At 63.6% G+C, this 16,405-nt stretch carries 12 protein-coding genes; 5 read left to right on the top strand and 7 right to left on the bottom strand.

The features are described 5' to 3' along the window. Window positions 1-180 precede the first annotated feature (180 nt). Genes AC1DVV_RS05265 through AC1DVV_RS05255 form a run of 3 tightly spaced genes read right to left on the bottom strand, consistent with a single transcriptional unit; the run spans window position 181 to window position 6,765 of the window. A complete protein-coding gene (locus tag AC1DVV_RS05265; RefSeq protein WP_477689040.1) occupies window positions 181-813 on the bottom strand; it encodes a hypothetical protein in 633 nt (210 codons plus the stop codon). A gap of 58 nt (window positions 814-871) precedes the next feature. Beyond that, the gene (locus tag AC1DVV_RS05260; RefSeq protein ID WP_477702620.1) at window positions 872-4,174 is read right to left on the bottom strand and encodes a UvrD-helicase domain-containing protein; all 3,303 of its coding nucleotides are present in this window, start codon (window positions 4,172-4,174) and stop codon (window positions 872-874) included. After that, window positions 4,171-6,765 carry a PD-(D/E)XK nuclease family protein gene (locus tag AC1DVV_RS05255; RefSeq protein ID WP_477702621.1) on the bottom strand — a complete coding sequence of 865 codons (2,595 nt, stop codon included), beginning with the start codon at window positions 6,763-6,765 and terminating at the stop codon, window positions 4,171-4,173. Before AC1DVV_RS05255 ends, AC1DVV_RS05260 begins: the two co-directional genes overlap by 4 nt. Window positions 6,766-6,944: 179 nt before the next feature. Between AC1DVV_RS05255 and trxA the strand changes: the two genes are divergently transcribed. The 5 genes from trxA (at window position 6,945) to AC1DVV_RS05230 (ending at window position 12,656) form a co-directional block, all read left to right on the top strand. Next, window positions 6,945-7,277: a thioredoxin TrxA gene (gene trxA / locus AC1DVV_RS05250; protein WP_077594529.1), complete on the top strand. Its 333-nt coding sequence runs from the start codon at window positions 6,945-6,947 to the stop codon at window positions 7,275-7,277. Window positions 7,278-7,521: 244 nt separating this feature from the next. Beyond that, complete coding sequence (gene rho, locus AC1DVV_RS05245; protein ID WP_348050341.1) at window positions 7,522-8,784, top strand: transcription termination factor Rho; 1,263 nt, start codon at window positions 7,522-7,524, stop codon at window positions 8,782-8,784. 279 nt (window positions 8,785-9,063) lie between these two features. Next, window positions 9,064-9,345 carry a type B 50S ribosomal protein L31 gene (locus AC1DVV_RS05240; RefSeq protein WP_457278651.1) on the top strand — a complete coding sequence of 94 codons (282 nt, stop codon included), beginning with the start codon at window positions 9,064-9,066 and terminating at the stop codon, window positions 9,343-9,345. 207 nt (window positions 9,346-9,552) lie between these two features. Then, on the top strand, window positions 9,553-11,304 hold the full coding sequence (locus AC1DVV_RS05235) for a hypothetical protein (protein ID WP_477667231.1): 1,752 nt from the start codon (window positions 9,553-9,555) through the stop codon (window positions 11,302-11,304). Next, complete coding sequence (locus tag AC1DVV_RS05230; RefSeq protein ID WP_477689037.1) at window positions 11,301-12,656, top strand: MATE family efflux transporter; 1,356 nt, start codon at window positions 11,301-11,303, stop codon at window positions 12,654-12,656. Before AC1DVV_RS05235 ends, AC1DVV_RS05230 begins: the two co-directional genes overlap by 4 nt. On the opposite strand, the gene phoR is transcribed toward AC1DVV_RS05230, so the two are convergent. The 4 genes from phoR to pstB form a co-directional block, all read right to left on the bottom strand. Continuing rightward, entirely contained in the window at window positions 12,644-13,999 is a 1,356-nt protein-coding gene (gene phoR, locus AC1DVV_RS05225; RefSeq protein WP_477689036.1) for a phosphate regulon sensor histidine kinase PhoR, read from the bottom strand. The genes AC1DVV_RS05230 and phoR overlap by 13 nt on opposite strands. Next, complete coding sequence (phoB, locus tag AC1DVV_RS05220; RefSeq protein ID WP_431096707.1) at window positions 13,996-14,721, bottom strand: phosphate regulon transcriptional regulator PhoB; 726 nt, start codon at window positions 14,719-14,721, stop codon at window positions 13,996-13,998. Before phoB ends, phoR begins: the two co-directional genes overlap by 4 nt. Before the next feature lie 173 nt (window positions 14,722-14,894). Then, window positions 14,895-15,596, bottom strand: coding sequence for a phosphate signaling complex protein PhoU (gene phoU, locus AC1DVV_RS05215; RefSeq protein WP_411879881.1), 702 nt, complete (start codon window positions 15,594-15,596; stop codon window positions 14,895-14,897). A gap of 19 nt (window positions 15,597-15,615) precedes the next feature. Beyond that, a complete protein-coding gene (gene pstB / locus AC1DVV_RS05210; RefSeq protein WP_457278655.1) occupies window positions 15,616-16,395 on the bottom strand; it encodes a phosphate ABC transporter ATP-binding protein PstB in 780 nt (259 codons plus the stop codon). Window positions 16,396-16,405: the final 10 nt, after the last annotated feature.

The raw sequence follows: 16,405 nt of genomic DNA, 5'->3' as shown, positions 1-16,405 counted from the left end.
AAAGGTAGCGCTTCGCAGGCGAATGTGTTTGCTCTGTTTTTGATAGCTGCTTGCGCCCGATCCTATTGGCCTGCAGGGCTAAATCGCTTGAAAACAGGGGCCAGGTACAGGTTTGGCGCCGATTGGCGGCATGCGCCAATTATCACAGGCCGCACTTGCCAGCCCGCGCGGCGCATTGCACTACATGGGCGGCGCAAAACCATCGCGGCCGACGATGACACGCAGCGCGGTCGGCTTGCCGGCTTTTTCCTGCGCAGTGATCATCACCTTGGCACCCGGCACCAGCAAGGCGTTTTCATCGGCCTTGCCGGGCTTGAAGGACACCACCGGCACATCCGGCGGAACGATCACGGTTTTCTCGCCGTCCTTGTAACGCAGCGTGAGCTTCTGGCCGCCGGGTACCGACGTTGGCGCCGCGGCCAGGTCGGCCACGGTGGCGTTGGTCATGGTGCTGTCGGGCCGCAAGTCCCAGGGGCGGTGGCCTTCACCGGCGCCGCGCGCGGCTTCGGGGAACACCAGCACCTCCAGCGCCAGCTGGCTGCCGTCGGGCTGCGGCATGCCGGCGGTGCCGACGTAGCTGCCGGGCTTGATGTCGGCGAGCGACAGCGGGTACACCTCGGACACGTCCATCTCGGCCGGGCGCACCAGCGTGATCACTTCGCCGCTGCGTTCCCTGATGGTGAGGCTGGTCGCATCGACTTTTTCAATCGTCGCGCGCAGGCGCACCGTGGGGTTAGTCGGTGCCGGGGTTTGGGCCCATGCCAGTGGCAGGACGGCCAGGAAGGTTAGCGAGGCGGCAAGTTGCTTGAACATGGTTGTCTCTTTCTTCAGGTCGGCGAATAACATGGGGTAGAGCGCGGGCTGTGTGAGATCAATCCAGCTCGACAACAGTTCCCCGCCCCGTCAGGAAAGCTGCTTTCACCGGCGCGCCGGGGTAAATCAGCTGCACCGCCGCACGGTAGTCCTGCAGCTGCGCCACCAGCGCGGGCTGCAGCTCCGGCGCCACGGCGGATTTGTAGTCGAGCACCCACCAGTGTCCTTCGTGGCCGGCGTCCTTGCGCTGCACCAGGCGGTCCAGCCGCAAGTCTTTCCCGGCGTAGACAAGGCCGACTTCGTTGCCTTGCCAGGCCACGGCTTGCGGGCTCCAGGCCCAGGCGCCCTCACCCGCCAGAATGCGCCCGGCCAGGCCGGCGGCCTCGGCGGCTTGTGCCGGGCTCAGGCGAAACTCGCGCGCCGCGGCCTTCAGCTGTTCCGCCGACAGCGCACCGCCCCATTCCAGCAAGCGGTGCATGGCCTTGCCGATGCGTGCCTTGAGCGAATCTTCATCAACGCGCACCGCAGCAGGCTCGGAAATCGTCATGACCTCGGGCAGTTCAGGCAACTCGGGCAGGTAGAACACGCCCGCGTCGGCCGCATCGAGATGGGCGGCTGCAGACTCATCCGCGACCGGCGCAGGCAGCTCGCCCACCAGTGCGTGCAGGCGCTGCCACCAGCTCTCAGTCGTCCCACGGTGCGGCTCGATGGAGGAAATCACCAGCGTATGGCGGGCACGCGTCAGCGCCACATACAAGGCGTTGAGCTCTTCGCGCTTGCGGGCCGCCTGCTCGGCGGCCAGCGTTTCGGCGGCGCACGCGGGCGGGCGGCTTTCACTGACCAGGAAGACAAACTTGCGCGGCTCGGTCGCTTCGCCGGGCCAGTCGACCAGCACGCCCATGCTGTCGGCATTGCGTTCCACGGTGTCGGTGTCCAGCAGCAGCACGGCTTCGGCTTCAAGCCCCTTGGCGCCGTGGATGGTCAGCAGCCGGACCGCCTCGCTGCTGACAGCTGCCGGCGCCTGGGTGCCGCCGGCCTTGAGCGCGCGCACAAAACCGTAAGGCGTGGCGTAACGCCCGCCGTCGAGTGCCAGCGACACACCCAGCAGCGCGCGCAGGTTGGCCAGCACCGCGCTGCGCTGGGCCGCCGGGGCGGCAGCGCCAAAGCGCGCCAGCACGTCGCCGTCGTCGTAAATGCCCTGCAGCGCATCGTGCGGCGGCAAACGGTCCAGCCAGCTTTTCCATTTGGTCAAAATGGGCCCCAGCCCTTTCAAATCGGGCGCAAGCAGCTCCTCTTTTTGTAGCAGGCCGTACCACGGCTGGTGGTGCTCGCGCTGCAGCAGCGCCAGCTGCACCAGGCAATCGTCAGCCAGCCCGAACAGCGGCGAGCGCAGCGCGCGTGCCAAGGAAAGGTCATGCTGCGGCGACACCAGCACGTCGAGCAGCGCCACCATGTCCTGCACTTCGCAGCAGTCAATCAGCTCGGTTTTCTCGCCCACCTGCGCGGGGATATGCAGCGCGCGCAGTTCGTCCTGCAGCGGCAGCAGGCCGGCGCGTTTGCGCGAGAGAACCATCACGTCCTGGGGACGCAGTCCGGCGGCTACCTGTTCTGAAATCCAGGCAGCGGCCTGGCGCGCCTCGCGCGTGCGCAGGGTCTCCTCGGGCAGTTCGCGCGGCGTGGTCAGGCTGTCGCGCCAGCCGGCGGCCAGCGGCGAGACCTCTTCTTCGTCCTTGTTGCGTGCAATGGGCGGAAGCCGGCCCACGGCGCCGGCGAGGCCTGAAGCCGTGGTGTGTTCGCGAAAACCGTCATAGCCGTCGGCCTCCCGTGCCATGGCCATGGCCGAGTTGACGGTGTCGATCACGGCTTCAGCGTTGCGCCGCGTATGGTCGCAGCTGAGCAAGTCACCGCCCAGGCCGTGCACCACAAAAGCCTGCGCAGCGCGGAACACCTGCGGCTCGGCACGGCGGAAGCGGTAAATGCTTTGCTTCGGGTCACCCACCAGGAACACGCTGGGCGCCGTACCCGCACCCGAGTATCCGATGAGCCAGGCATACAGGGCCTGCCACTGCAGCGGGTTGGTGTCCTGGAATTCGTCAATCATCAGGTGGCGGATGCGCGCGTCCAGCCGCTCCTGCACCCAGCCCGACAACACCGGGTCGGCCAGCATCAGCAGCGCAGCGCGTTCGACGTCATTCATGTCGACCCAGCCGCGGTCGCGCTTCAAGGCGGTGAACTGGGCGATCAACACGCGCGTCAGGCGCGCCATGCGCTGCTGGTACAGCCAGGCATCGTGCTGCTGGCTGGCCGCCACCACGCGCAACACCAGGTCCTGGGCAATGCGCACCTGTTCGATGCCGACGATTTTTTCGCCGAACTTGCGCGGCGTGCCCTTCTCGGTCAGCAGGGCCGCGATAGCCGCCGGGAAGTCGCCGGCCGTCAGCGCCTGCTCCAGTTCCACGCCTTTGGCCGAGAAAGTCGGCGCGCTCGCGCGGCCCAGCGCGATGGCGGCGTCCCTTAAGGTTTGCCGGTGAAAACGGTTGGTGCTGAGCAGCTCTTCGGGTTCATCCAGGCCGCCAAATTCAGTGAACTGAGCGCTGAAGGCTTGTACCGAGGCGTCGATCACCCCTTTTTCGTCGGCCAGTGTGAACTCGGTGCGCTTATCGAGCGCGGCCTGCAAGGCTTTGTCGGCCTGGAAGCGGCCATACGCCAGCACCACGGCCTCAAAGTCGGCCTTGAGCGACGCATCAGCCGCGACGGCCGCATAAAACCGCCGCCACACCAGCGCGCGCGCTGGCGCGTCGTCTTCCAGCAGCTCGTAGTTCACCGGCAGTTCCAGGCGCTGCAACACCGCCACCGGCGCGCTGCGCAGCAGGGCCGCAAACCAGCTGTGGAAGGTGCGGATCTGCACCGAGCGGCCGCTGGCCAGAATGGAACGGTATAAATTTGATAGCTGCTCGCGCAAGGCCTGTGCGGACTTCAGCCCCTTTTGGCTTGAGAAATCGACCCTGACGCCGCGCATTTCGAGTTCACGCTGCAGGGTCTCATCGTCGGCGTGGGCAAAGGCCTTGAGCCAGTCGTCCAGACGCTCACGCATTTCACCGGCGGCTTTTTTGGTGAAGGTAATGGCCAGGATCTCATGCGGCAAGACTTGCTGCCCCGGTGCGGCCGTGGCGCCGTCAAGCAAGGCCCGCACGATGCGCGACACCAGCATCCAGGTCTTGCCGGCGCCTGCGCAAGCCTCGACAGCCACACTGCGCCGCGGGTCGCAGGCGATGGCGTAGAAGGCATCGGCGGAGAGCGGCTCGCCGTTGCATTCGTAGGCGGCGGCGTGGGGGACGAGCGTTTGGTTGAAAGGTGTCATTGGCTTTCCCCTCTCGCAGCTTGTTCCTCTAGATTCCAGAAGTCTTTGCGGCACAACCCTCTGGCTGAACAGTAATCGCAAGCCTTGCCCTCCCCCAACGCCGGCAGCACCGCACCGCGCGAGATACGCGCCATGTCGGTCAGGATGCTGTCGATGAGCTCGTCGCGCAGGCCGACGATGTCGGGCTGCTCATAGGTTTTGGTCGGCTCTTTTTCACCGAGATTGACATAGGCCGCGGCCAACGTGTCGTCGCTCATCAGGGCGGCATAAAACGCCAGCTGCGTGTCTTCCTGGCCGTTCTTGATGCGCTCGCTCGTGGTGGTGCGGGGCTCGGTCTTGTAGTCGATCACCAGGGCGTGCCCATCGGGCTGGCGGTCGACGCGGTCCAGCTGGCCGAGCAGCGTGAGCGTGCCGACGGGCACTTCGCGCCAGACTTCGGCTTCGTCGAATATCGCGCCGGTCGCTTCGTGGTCGGCCAGCCATTTCAGATAGCCCTCGCGCACGCCGGGCCAGGCCGCGGCAAAGGGCAAAAACTCGCTGTCGCTGAGCGCCAGCTCTTGCGTGGCGCGCTCGGCTGCTATGTTTAGCATAGCTACCCGCGCTGATAGATCGGGGGTTGGCGCCGCTTTGAGGGCTTCATGAAAATGCCGCAGCAGGCTGTGCAGCCAGTTGCCGAAGTCGCGCTTGCCCAGCTCGCTTTCAAGCTCTTCGGGCTCCTGCAGCCTAAGCTGGCGCAGCGCAAAAAAGCGGTAGGGGCAGCGCCGCAGGTCTTCATACGCGCTGGCCGAAAGCCGGGTGACGGGCAAGGCCTCGCCGGTCGGAAAGGGGTGCGGCGTGGGCTGGGTTGCCACGGCACGCAGGCTGCGAGGGTCGGTGGCCATGCGCTGTACCGCTTCCTCGTCCTGGTCCAGCAGCAGCTCCTGCACAAAGCCGCTGGGGATGAGGTGCTCGCCCGATTCACTGGTGCGCCAGAGCACATCGAGATGCGGCATGTGCAGGGCATAGTGCCAGGCTTGGCGCTGGGCCGCGGCAAGCACTTCCCGGGGCGGCAGGCCCAGCAGCTCGCGCTGGCCGGGCGTCCAGGGGCCGGCAGGTTCCGGCGACACCGGCAGGCGGATTTCATCGCAGCCGGGTAACACCACGGCCTGCATGGGGCGGCCCAGCAGCTGCGGCAGCGGCAAGATGACCACCTGTTCTGCCGGCGGATGCACGGGGGAAAACTTGCCGCCCTCCAGCGCCTGGTTGGCCCACTGCGTGAAGTCATGCAGCCGCATCACTGGCGATGCCTCGAATTCGGTCTCTGCGCCTTCATGCAGGCGCAGCACGTCCAGCACCGTTTGCCCCGCTTCGTCCTGCGCCAGCGCGTCCCACTGCCCGGCCGATTGCAAAAGGGCACGCAGGTCGCGCAGCCACATCGCCAGCGGGCGGGCCCGGCCGAAAGGGCTGCGCAATGCGTTCACTTCGCGCGCCAACGGCCCTGTTGCGGCAAACGCGGGCGGCAAGATGGCTTCTTCCGCAAAGTCCGGCAGGTCGCGCCAGGCGCGCACGCCGGTCTTGCGCAGTTCGGTCTCGGCGGCGGTGACCAGCACGGCGTCAAACGCGGGTGCGTTTTTCAGCCAGTCCAGCACGGCATCCGTCGATGCATCCCAAGGCATGGCGCGCAGCAGGCTCATCAGGGCGGCAGCGGCGCGTGTGGTCGAAAGCTTCCAGCCGGTTTCATCGCGCATGGCGATGCCGCGCTCAGCCAGCATGGCGCCGACACGCCGTGTGAGCTGCCGGTCCTGCGCAATCAGCGCGACCGGGCTGCGGCCCTGCGCGAGGTGCGCCAGCACGCAGGCGGCGGCGCGGCCGGCTTCGTCTTCAGCGTCTTGCGCAATGTGCAGCGCGGGTGGTGCCGAGGGCCCTTCGAGTGAGATGCACAGCGGGATGGAAACCGACCGGTCGCCGAAGTGCGCCTTGAGGGCTTCGGTAAGCGGGTCGGCCTGAAAGCCTTCCAGCACGGCGAACAGCTGCGGTTTCGCCTGGAAAAGGCGGTCTGTGGGATAGGCGGACGCCGCCGCCCAGGCCAGCGCAATGCGCCCCACGGCAACCTCGAGCGCCAGCACTGGTGAATCAAGGCCGGCACCCAGCGTCAGCGCCAGCCGCTCGCTCCAGGCCCGGCGCCCGGCCGGCACAACGGCCGCAGCCACGCCGGCCAGGCTCCAGGCCGCTTCGAGCAGCCGGCCGGCCAGCGCATCCTGCTGGGCACCCAGGCCCGCACGGCCCAGCAGGGACGCGGCCGTCAGCATGTCGACCGCCACATCCATGCGCAAGTCGTCGCCCGAGGGCACATAAAGGCCCAGCGTGCCGCCCAGGCCGCTAGCCCAGTTCATGGTGGTTTCAAAGCGGGGAACAAAAAACGTCTCGCCCGCCTGCGCAGCCCAGGCACGGCGCGCCTGCTGGATCAGCTGGGCATAGGGCAGCAGCACCACGGCTTCTGCGGGATGGACGCCGCGCGCCTGCATTGCTTCTGCAAGCCGGCCCATGGCCTGATGCCAGCACAGCGCATCAGGCGCAGACCATGCGGCATCAGAGGTTGGGACGGGTGGCATACAGAGGTTGGGGAAAAGAGGTTGGCAAGAAAGAAATGAGGCCGGAAGCCGCAAATTGAATAATCTCTATCGGGGCCATAGCCCCCGCGCGCCCGACCCGGCCACTTGCTTTCTGCCACAATGACTACAACTTTAGCCGTACCGTATCGTAACCATCCTAACCAGACAAAGGAGCCGCCATGGCGAGCGAACTGATCAAACATACCACCGATGCCACCTTCGAAGCCGACGTGCTGCAAGCCTCCAAACCCGTGCTGGTGGACTACTGGGCTGAATGGTGCGGTCCGTGCAAGATGATCGCGCCGATTCTGGACGAAGTGGCCACGGGTTACGACGGCCGTCTGCAGATCGCCAAGATGAACGTCGACGAAAATCGCGACATCCCTGCCAAATTCGGCATCCGCGGCATCCCCACCCTGATGCTGTTCAAGGATGGCCAGCTTGCCGCCACCAAGGTCGGCGCCATGAGCAAGGCCCAGCTGACCGCCTTCATCGACCAGCAACTGGCCTGAGGTTTTTCGCGCTGGAAGGGAAGCACGGCGCACCGCCACTTCCCGGCCGGCGCAGGTCTCCCGGCCGCTGGCCGGACGCAGGAAAAATACCCTGATTTCCTGCATGAATTTCCTGTCATAATGTGCTTAATTCACCAGACGGCACTCGCCGCCTGGTTCGAGTTCCCGGTTTGTAAGCCATCTTCTGCGGCTTCTTTTCAAACCTCCCCCATTTCCATCAATGAACTCCGCAAGGAGTAACTCCATGCACTTAAACGAACTCAAGGCACTGCACGTGTCTGAAGTCCTCAAGCAGGCCGAAGCCCTTGAGATCGAAAACGTTGGCCGTATGCGCAAGCAGGAGCTGATGTTCGCCATCATCAAAAAACGTGCAAAGACCGGTGAGACCATCGTGGCCGACGGCGTGCTGGAAGTGCTGCCAGACGGTTTCGGTTTCCTCCGTGCTCCGGATTCAAGCTACACGGCCAGCACCGACGACATCTACATCAGCCCCAGCCAGATTCGCCGCTTCAACCTGCACACCGGCGACATGATTGAAGGCGAAGTGCGTACCCCCAAGGATGGCGAGCGCTACTTTGCACTGAACAAGCTCGACAAGGTCAACGACGGCCTGCCCGAAGACAACAAGCACAAGGTCATGTTCGAGAACTTGACCCCGCTGTTCCCGCGCGAGCAGTTCAAGCTCGAACGCGACATCAAGGGCGAAGAGAACCTGACCAGCCGCATCATCGACATCGTCGCGCCTATCGGCAAGGGCCAGCGCGCCCTGCTGGTCGCGCCGCCCAAGTCCGGCAAGACCGTGATGATGCAGAACATCGCCCATGCCATCACCGCCAACTACCCTGAAGTGGTCATGATGGTGCTGCTGGTGGACGAGCGCCCTGAAGAAGTGACCGAAATGCAGCGCAGCGTGCGCGGCGAAGTGATCTCCTCCACTTTTGACGAACCCGCCGCGCGCCACGTGCATGTGGCCGAAATGGTGATCGAACGCGCCAAGCGCCTGGTCGAACTCGGCAAGGACGTGGTCATTTTGCTGGACTCCATCACCCGCCTGGCCCGCGCCTACAACAACGTGTTGCCTTCATCGGGCAAAGTGCTGACCGGTGGTGTGGACGCCAACGCACTGCAGCGCCCCAAGCGCTTCTTCGGTGCGGCCCGCAACATTGAGGAAGGCGGCAGCCTGACCATCATCGGCACCGCGCTGGTCGACACCGGCAGCCGCATGGACGAAGTGATCTTTGAAGAATTCAAGGGCACCGGCAACTGCGAAATCCACCTGGACCGCCGCCTGTACGAAAAGCGCGTGTTCCCGGCAATTCACCTCAACCGCAGCGGTACCCGCAAGGAAGAGCTGTTACTTGCACCCGAAATCCTCCAAAAGTCGCGAATTTTGCGTCAATTCATGTACAACATGGATGAAATCGAGTCCATGGAGCTGATGCTCAAGAACATGAAAGCGACGAAGAACAACCACGAATTCTTCGACATGATGAGGCGCGGCGGCTAAAGCTGCCACGCCAATTGTTGCCCCCACGGTCGCTCACTTCGTGTAGCTTCCTGCCCCCCGAGGGGGCCGCTGCGCCTGCGGCCCGGCAAAGCCGGTTCCGCGGCCCCGGCTGGGTTAAGACCAGTTCCTTACCTCCTCTTAGCTCTGTCTTGGACACAAAATCGCCTCTCAGAAGGCCAAAAGTGCGCTAAGTGCTTGATTTCATGCCATAATGTGTGGCTTAGCGGAAAGTGCCCAGGACTGGCTTGGTGTGGCTCCCGCAACGAATAAGGAAAGATCATGAAAGAAGGCATTCACCCCAATTACCGCGAAGTTTGTTTCCTGGACCTGTCCAACAACTTCAAGTTCGTCACCCGCTCCTGCGTGAACACCAAAGAAATGGTGAAGATGGACGACGGTCGCGAACTGCCCCTGTACAAGCTCGATACGTCCAGCGAATCGCACCCTTTCTACACCGGCACGCAAAAATCCGTGGACAACATGGGTGGCCGCGTCGAGAAATTCCGCAACCGTTTCGGCAAGACCGCAGCCAAAGAGGCCGCGCCCGAAGCTGCGAAGTAAGCTGCCGGATAAGCTGCGAAAAACTTTCGCCAGCCTGCAAAAAAGCAGCCTGAATTTCAGGCTGCTTTTTTTTCGGCAAAATTTGCCAGGTCACGCGATGTACCTCAGCCTGGTTTGACGCAGAATCACCCGTAGCCAAGGCTGAACGACCCGACAGCAGCCGCCCCCTTTCGATCCCTCAGATCTATCTATCCGATCCCCTACGTTTTGAACAAACCGTCTCCTGCCATCATTGCCCAGTCCGCTGTGCGCCGCCTGCCGCGACTCGCATTGCTCCTGTTTTGCGCAGCCTATGCGCTGCCGGGTTTTCTGGGGCGCGGCCCCTGGAAAAACGAAGACATTGCTGCGTTTGGCGTGATGCGTGAACTCGCCTCCATGGCGGGCAACTGGCTGCGTCCACAGCTGCTGGGCCAGGTCACGGAGTTCGATGCACTGGCACCGTATTGGCTGGGTGCCATCGCCATCAAGGTTTTCCCTTTTCTGGATCCGGCATGGGCTGTGCGCATTCCATTTGTGGCGCTGCTGGTGCTGACTATGCTGGCGACGTGGTACGCCGTTTACTACCTGGCGCGTAGCCCGCAAGCCCAGCCCGTCGCCTTTGCTTTCGGCGGCGAGGCCAGTCCGGTCGACTATGCCCGGGCTATCGCCGATACCGCCCTGCTGGCGCTGATCGCCAGTCTTGGCCTGGCGCAGCTCTCCCATGAAACCACACCGGCCCTGGCGCAGCTCGGCTTCACGGCACTGGCCTTTTACGCCATGGCCGCAAGCCCCTACCGCCCGGCCACCAAGATCCTGGGGCCGGCATTCGGCCTGCTGGTCGGGCTTGCAGGGCTGGCCCTGAGCGGCGCGCCCACACTGGCACTTCTGATTGGCATGGGCGGAGCGTTGGTGGAATGGACCCACATGCGCTGGGGCACCGGCCAGTCCGACCCTGCGGCCAGGCAGCAGTCATGGCACTGGGTGCTGCTGATCACCGGCATCACGCTGCTGGTAGCGCTGTTGGCCTATGGGCTGAACCTGTGGCGCTGGAGGATTCACCTGCCCGGTGCGGACGGTCAATCGGCCTTGAAAGACTGGCGCAGCCTGGGACGCCTGCTGCTGTGGTTTACCTGGCCGGCCTGGCCGCTGGCGATGTGGACACTTTACCGCTGGCGCAGGCAACTGGCCAGCCGCCATGTCGCCTTGCCATTGTGGTTCGCCGCGATGGCCGTGGCCGCCACGCTGACGACCACAGCCTCGGACCGCAGCCTGCTGCTGAGCCTGCCGCCGCTGGCAGCGCTGGCAGCCTTCGCGCTCCCCACACTCAAACGCAGCGTGGCCTCGTTGATTGACTGGTTCACACTGCTGTTTTTCACCGGCTGCGGCATCATCATCTGGGTGGTCTGGATTGCCATGCAGACCGGCGTTCCGCGTCAACCCGCAGCCAACGTCGCCAAACTCGCACCGGGGTTTGAACCCAGCTTCTCGTGGCTGGCATTCCTGGCCGCACTGCTGGCCACCTTGGCCTGGGCCTGGCTCGTCAAATGGCGCGCCGGCGCGCAGCGTGCGGCCATCTGGAAATCGCTGGTACTGCCTGCCGGCGGCGCCACCCTGTGCTGGCTGCTGCTGATGACACTCTGGCTACCGCTGCTCGACTACGCCCGCAGCCTTGCGCCCCTGTCGCGCCAGATCGCAAATCTCGTCGACAAAAGCGCCTGCGTTGAGATTTACGGCGTAGGCAGTGCGCAGGCCGCCGCGCTGCAGTACCACGGCGGGCTCGAGCTCCGGCAAGCCGGAACGCAGGCAAGCTGCCCCTACCTGATTGTGGATGTCGAGGCGCAGCCAACGCTCAGCCGCGTCGTTAATTTGCCCGATTGGGCCTTCCAGGCGACAGTGCGCCGCCCCACGGACAAGACTGAAAACGTCCTGCTGTTCAAGCGAGTGGGGCTTCCCCGCCCGAATTCAAGAACCAGCCCTTGAGCGAACTCAAGATCATCAGCCAGCACGCGGGCACCGTGCTCGTCGGGCAACTGGCCGTCATGGCCTTCGGTGTGGCCGACACGGTGATTGCAGGCCGCTACAGCGACGAGGCCCTGGCCGCGCTGTCGGTAGGGTCGGCGCTTTACATCAGTGTTTACGTCGGCCTGATCGGCATTGTTCAGGCGCTACTGCCCATCTGGGCCGAAATGATGGGCGCGCGCCGCCATGAGGCGGTAGGTGCTTCGCTGCGCCAAAGCATGTACCTGTGCGGTTTTATCGTGGTGGCGGGCATGGCAGCCATGCTCTTCCCCGGCCCCCTGCTGCGCTGGGCACAAGTGCCTGAACTGATGCGCGACGAGGTGCAGCATTACCTGGCGGTGCTGGCCTTTGCGTTCGCACCATCCCTGCTGTTTCGCATCTACAGCACCTTCAACCAGGCACTGGGCAAGCCGCTGTTGGTCACCTGGCTGCAGGTCGGCGCCCTGCTGGTCAAGATCCCCCTGTCTATCTGGCTGGTGGCCGGCGGTGCCGGCGTAGAACCCATGGGCGCTGTCGGCTGCGCATGGGCCACGCTGATTGTGAACTACCTCCTGCTGGCGCTGGCCATCCTGATGCTGCGCACACAGACGCTGTACCAGCCCTATCGCATCTGGCAACGCATGGAACGGCCGGACTGGCTGCAAATAGGTCACTTCGCCAGGCTCGGCGTTCCCGGCGGCCTGGCTTATCTGGTGGAAGTGACGTCGTTCACGCTGATGGCACTCTTCATCGCCCGCCTCGGCACCGTGGCCTCCGCAAGCCACCAGATTGCATCCAGCGTGGCTGCGGTTCTCTACATGATGCCGCTGTCCATGGCCATCGCGTGCAGTGCCCGTGTCTCGTTCTGGATAGGCGCAGGACGCCCGGATTACGCAAAACGCGTGGTGCTGCTGGGGCTGAAGCTCACAGGGCTTGCGGCGCTGACACTCGCGGCCTTGGTTTCAATGGCCGGCCCCGTGCTGGCAAGCTGGTACTCCGGCAACCCGGAAATTGTCGCGCTGGCCTCCGCTTTGCTGGTGTGGGTTGCGTTCTATCACGTCGCCGATGCAACACAGGCCCTGACGGCCTTTTTGCTTCGCTGCTACCGCATCACCATTGCGCCGCTGGCCCTTTATGGCGTGCTGCTCTGGGGACTTGGGCTTCTGGGGGGTTATCGTCTGGCTTACGACGGCATTGCAAGCCAGGCCGCGACGCAGTCCGCCAGCAGTTTCTGGGCGGCCAGCACGCTCGCCATTGGCCTCGTTGCGGCATGTTTTCTGGCCCTGTTGTGGCATGCGGTCAGGCGTAGCCTGAAGGTGACTCAACCGGTTTGAGTCCGGCGAACCCGCACGACGGGAAAAATGATGGAAAAGCAGGAGCCGTGCCCCGGTTCACTTTGAATGTTGAGTTCGGCACCGTGACGCTGGGCGACATGTTTGACGATAGCGAGGCCGAGGCCGGTGCCCCCGGTTTCACGCGATCGGCTGCGGTCGATGCGATAAAAACGTTCCGTCAGGCGCGGCAGGTGCTCAGGCGCGATACCCGGCCCGCTGTCCTTGACCTTGAACTCACCACGCCCGTCCGCCAGCAGCGTCCAGCTGACGCGGACCAGACCTCCCTCGGGCGTGTAGCGCACAGCATTGGTCACCAGATTGGACATCGCGCTATAAAGCTCGGTCTGAACCCCGGCAATTTCGGTGCCTGGCCCCTGGTCAAATTCCAGCTGGTGGCCCTGCGGCGCAATCACCAACGACAAGGCCCTTGCCTCCTGCTCTGATTGGGCCATCAGCGCACTGACGGTCATCCAGTCATTGGCACCCGGAAACGGGCTGCCTTCCAGCCGCGACAGGGTCAGCAGGTCATTCACCAGCGTTTGCATGCGCTGCGACTGCTGCGACATCAGCGCCAGGTAGCGGGCCCGCTCCGGCTCCTTGAGCGGCAGCGTCTGCAGGGTTTCGATAAAACCCGACAAGACCGTCAGCGGCGTGCGGATCTCATGCGACACATTGGCCACGAAATCGCGACGCATGGCTTCTGCCAGCTCCACGGCGGTGATGTCCCGCGACAGCAGCAGCTTGCGGTTTTTGCCATAGGAATGTACATGCACCGACAGCTTCACCGGACGGGCCGGCGTGCTGAAGTTGCCGGGGATCACCACGTCGTGCGAGAAATCACCCGCTGCCATATAAGCTTTGAAGGCCGGGTCACGCACCAGGTTGGCGATGTGCTGCAGCACGTCGCGCTGGGCGTCAAAGCCGAAGTGCTGGCTGGCCATCTGGTTGCACCACTCGATACGGCCTTGCGCGTCGAGCAGCACCACGCCGCTCGGCGAGGCTTGCATGGCCGCCAGGAATTCATCGAGGCGCGCCTGGCTTTCCTGCAACTGTTGATCGCGATTCTTGAGCAGCCGGCGGGTCCGGTCCACGACCTCGCCCCATACACCGGGAAGGCTGGGGGCGCTGCCTGCCATCACGGCTGGCGCGTCGTTGTTCTGTTCGGTACGCAGCCAGCCCAACAGGCGGCCGATATAGACGCTGTCGATCACCAACCAGAGCATCGCCCCCACAGCCAAGCCTATGCCCAGTCCGAAGGTCAAGCCGTTTGCGGTGCGCGCCCAAAAGCCCAAACCGCCGCCGGCAAGCATGCAGGCAGCGAAAATAATCCAGCGGTTGATCATGCGCTGGATTGTGCCGCAGCAACCGGGTTGTTGGCGGCCATCGCCGTCAGCCGGTAACCGGCGCCGCGCACGGTTTCCACCATGGTGCCCGCTGCGCCCAAGGCCTCACGCAGGCGCTTGACGTGGACGTCAACGGTGCGCTCTTCAATGAACACGTGGTCGCCCCACACCTTGTCGAGCAGGGAACTGCGGCTGTGCACGCGTTCGGCGTGTTTCATCAGGTAATGCAGCAGCTTGAACTCGGTCGGGCCCAGCTTGAGCTCCTGGCCCAGGTAAGAGATGCGGTGCGTGGCGGCGTCCAGGACCAGCCCGCCCACCGTCACGCTGTCGTTCACCGATTCGGGCGCGCGGCGGCGCAGCACGGCGCGTATGCGCGCCAGAAGTTCCTGGGTAGAAAACGGCTTGGTGATGTAGTCGTCGGCGCCGGCATCCAGTCCGGCCACCTTGTCGGGTTCGTCACCGCGTGCCGTCAACATGAGTATGGGAATGCTCTTGGTACGCGCCTGCTTGCGCCAGTGGCGGGCCAGCGCCAGGCCGCTTTGCCCCGGCAGCATCCAGTCGAGCAGGATGGCATCGGGCAACACAGCGTCGAGTTCGCGCTGGGCCGACACACTGTCTTCCGCCACCACGGGGTCAAAGCCGCCATGCCGCAGGTTGACGGCAATCAGCTCGGCAATGGCCGGCTCGTCTTCAACAATCAATATGCGTGGCAGGTGTTTCATGATGAATATTCGTTCAAAGGCAAAGACACCGAAGCGCCCATGCGGAAAATCCCCCCGACAGTTGCAAGCTCTTCATACCAGCAGGGGCCGCGGGACTGGCTTCGCCAGACCGCAGGCGCAGCGGCCCCCTCGGGGGGGGGCAGCGAAGTACACGAAGTGACGAGCGTGGGGGCTCATTTCACGGCGGATTCGATTTGTTCCATAGGAGTGTGCCGCACGTCGGCGCCCTTGACGATGTAGATGATGAATTCTGCGATGTTCTTGGCATGGTCGCCCACGCGCTCGATGGCCTTGGCCACAAACAGCAAATCCAGGCTCGGCGAAATCGTGCGGGGGTCTTCCATCATGTAGGTGATGAGCTTGCGTACAAAACCGTCGAATTCCTGGTCGATCTGGTCGTCTTCCTTGAGGATGGAAACCGCGACCGCGGTGTCCAGCCGGGCAAAAGCGTCCAGTGCCTTGCGCAGCAGGCCGGAGGCGAGCTCCGCCGCGATGCGCAGGTCGGACGAAGGCAGGGCCCGGGCCGAACCGCTTTCGATGATGGACTTGACCATGCGGGCAATCTTCTCGGCCTCGTCACCGGCACGCTCAAGGTTGGCCGTGGTCTTGGAAATCGCAATCAGCAGGCGCAGGTCGCGAGCCGTGGGCTGGCGCCGTGCAATGATGGACGACAGCTCGCGGTCGATGTCGATCTCCATCGCGTTGACGCGCGATTCGGTTTCGATCACCTGGTTGGCGCTTTCGGCGCTGAACTGGGACAGCGCATAGATAGCCAGGCGAATCTGCGATTCGACCAGGCCGCCGAGCTCCATGACGCGCGAGGACACGCCATTGAGTTCGCTGTCAAACTGGGTCGATAGGTGTTTATCAGGCATGTGTGCTCCCTAATCCGTATCAGCCGAAACGGCCGGTGATGTAGTCTTCGGTTTCTTTACGTTTTGGCTTGAAGAACAAGTCTTCGGTTGCGCCAAACTCAACCAGGTCGCCCAGGTACATATAGGCGGTGTAATCACTGCAGCGGGCAGCCTGCTGCATGTTGTGCGTCACGATGACCACCGTGTATTCGTTCTTGAGCTCGGCAATCAGTTCTTCCACCTTGGCGGTGGAAATAGGGTCCAGCGCGGAACAGGGCTCGTCCAGCAGCAATACTTCAGGCTTGATGGCGATGCCGCGGGCAATGCACAGGCGTTGCTGCTGGCCGCCCGAGAGGCTGGAGCCGCTCTGGTTCAGCTTGTCCTTGACTTCCGTCCACAGCGCGGCCTTGCGCAGGGCCCATTCAACGCGTTCATCCATATCCGAGGCGTTCAGGCTTTCGAACAACTTCACGCCGAAGGCGATGTTGTCGTAGATCGACATCGGGAACGGCGTCGGCTTCTGGAATACCATGCCGACCTTGGAGCGGATCAATGCCACGTCTTTTTTGGACGTCAGCAGGTTCTCGCCGTCGAACATGATTTCACCTTCGGCGCGCTGCTCGGGATAGAGCTCATACATGCGGTTGAAAATGCGCAGAAGCGTGGACTTGCCGCAGCCCGAGGGGCCGATGAAAGCAGTGACCTTCTTCTCGGGAATTTCCAGGTTGATGCTTTTGAGGGCGTGGAACTTGCCGTAATAGAAGTCGAGGTTCTTGACCGAAATTTTCGATTGTTCGCGTGATGCAGTAGGGGTATCCATCTGTGACCTT

Source organism: Polaromonas sp. P3_B4 (assembly GCF_056402835.1).
The sequence above is the reverse complement of the archived record's forward strand: the minus strand, read 5'-3'. Positions and strand labels throughout refer to the sequence as shown.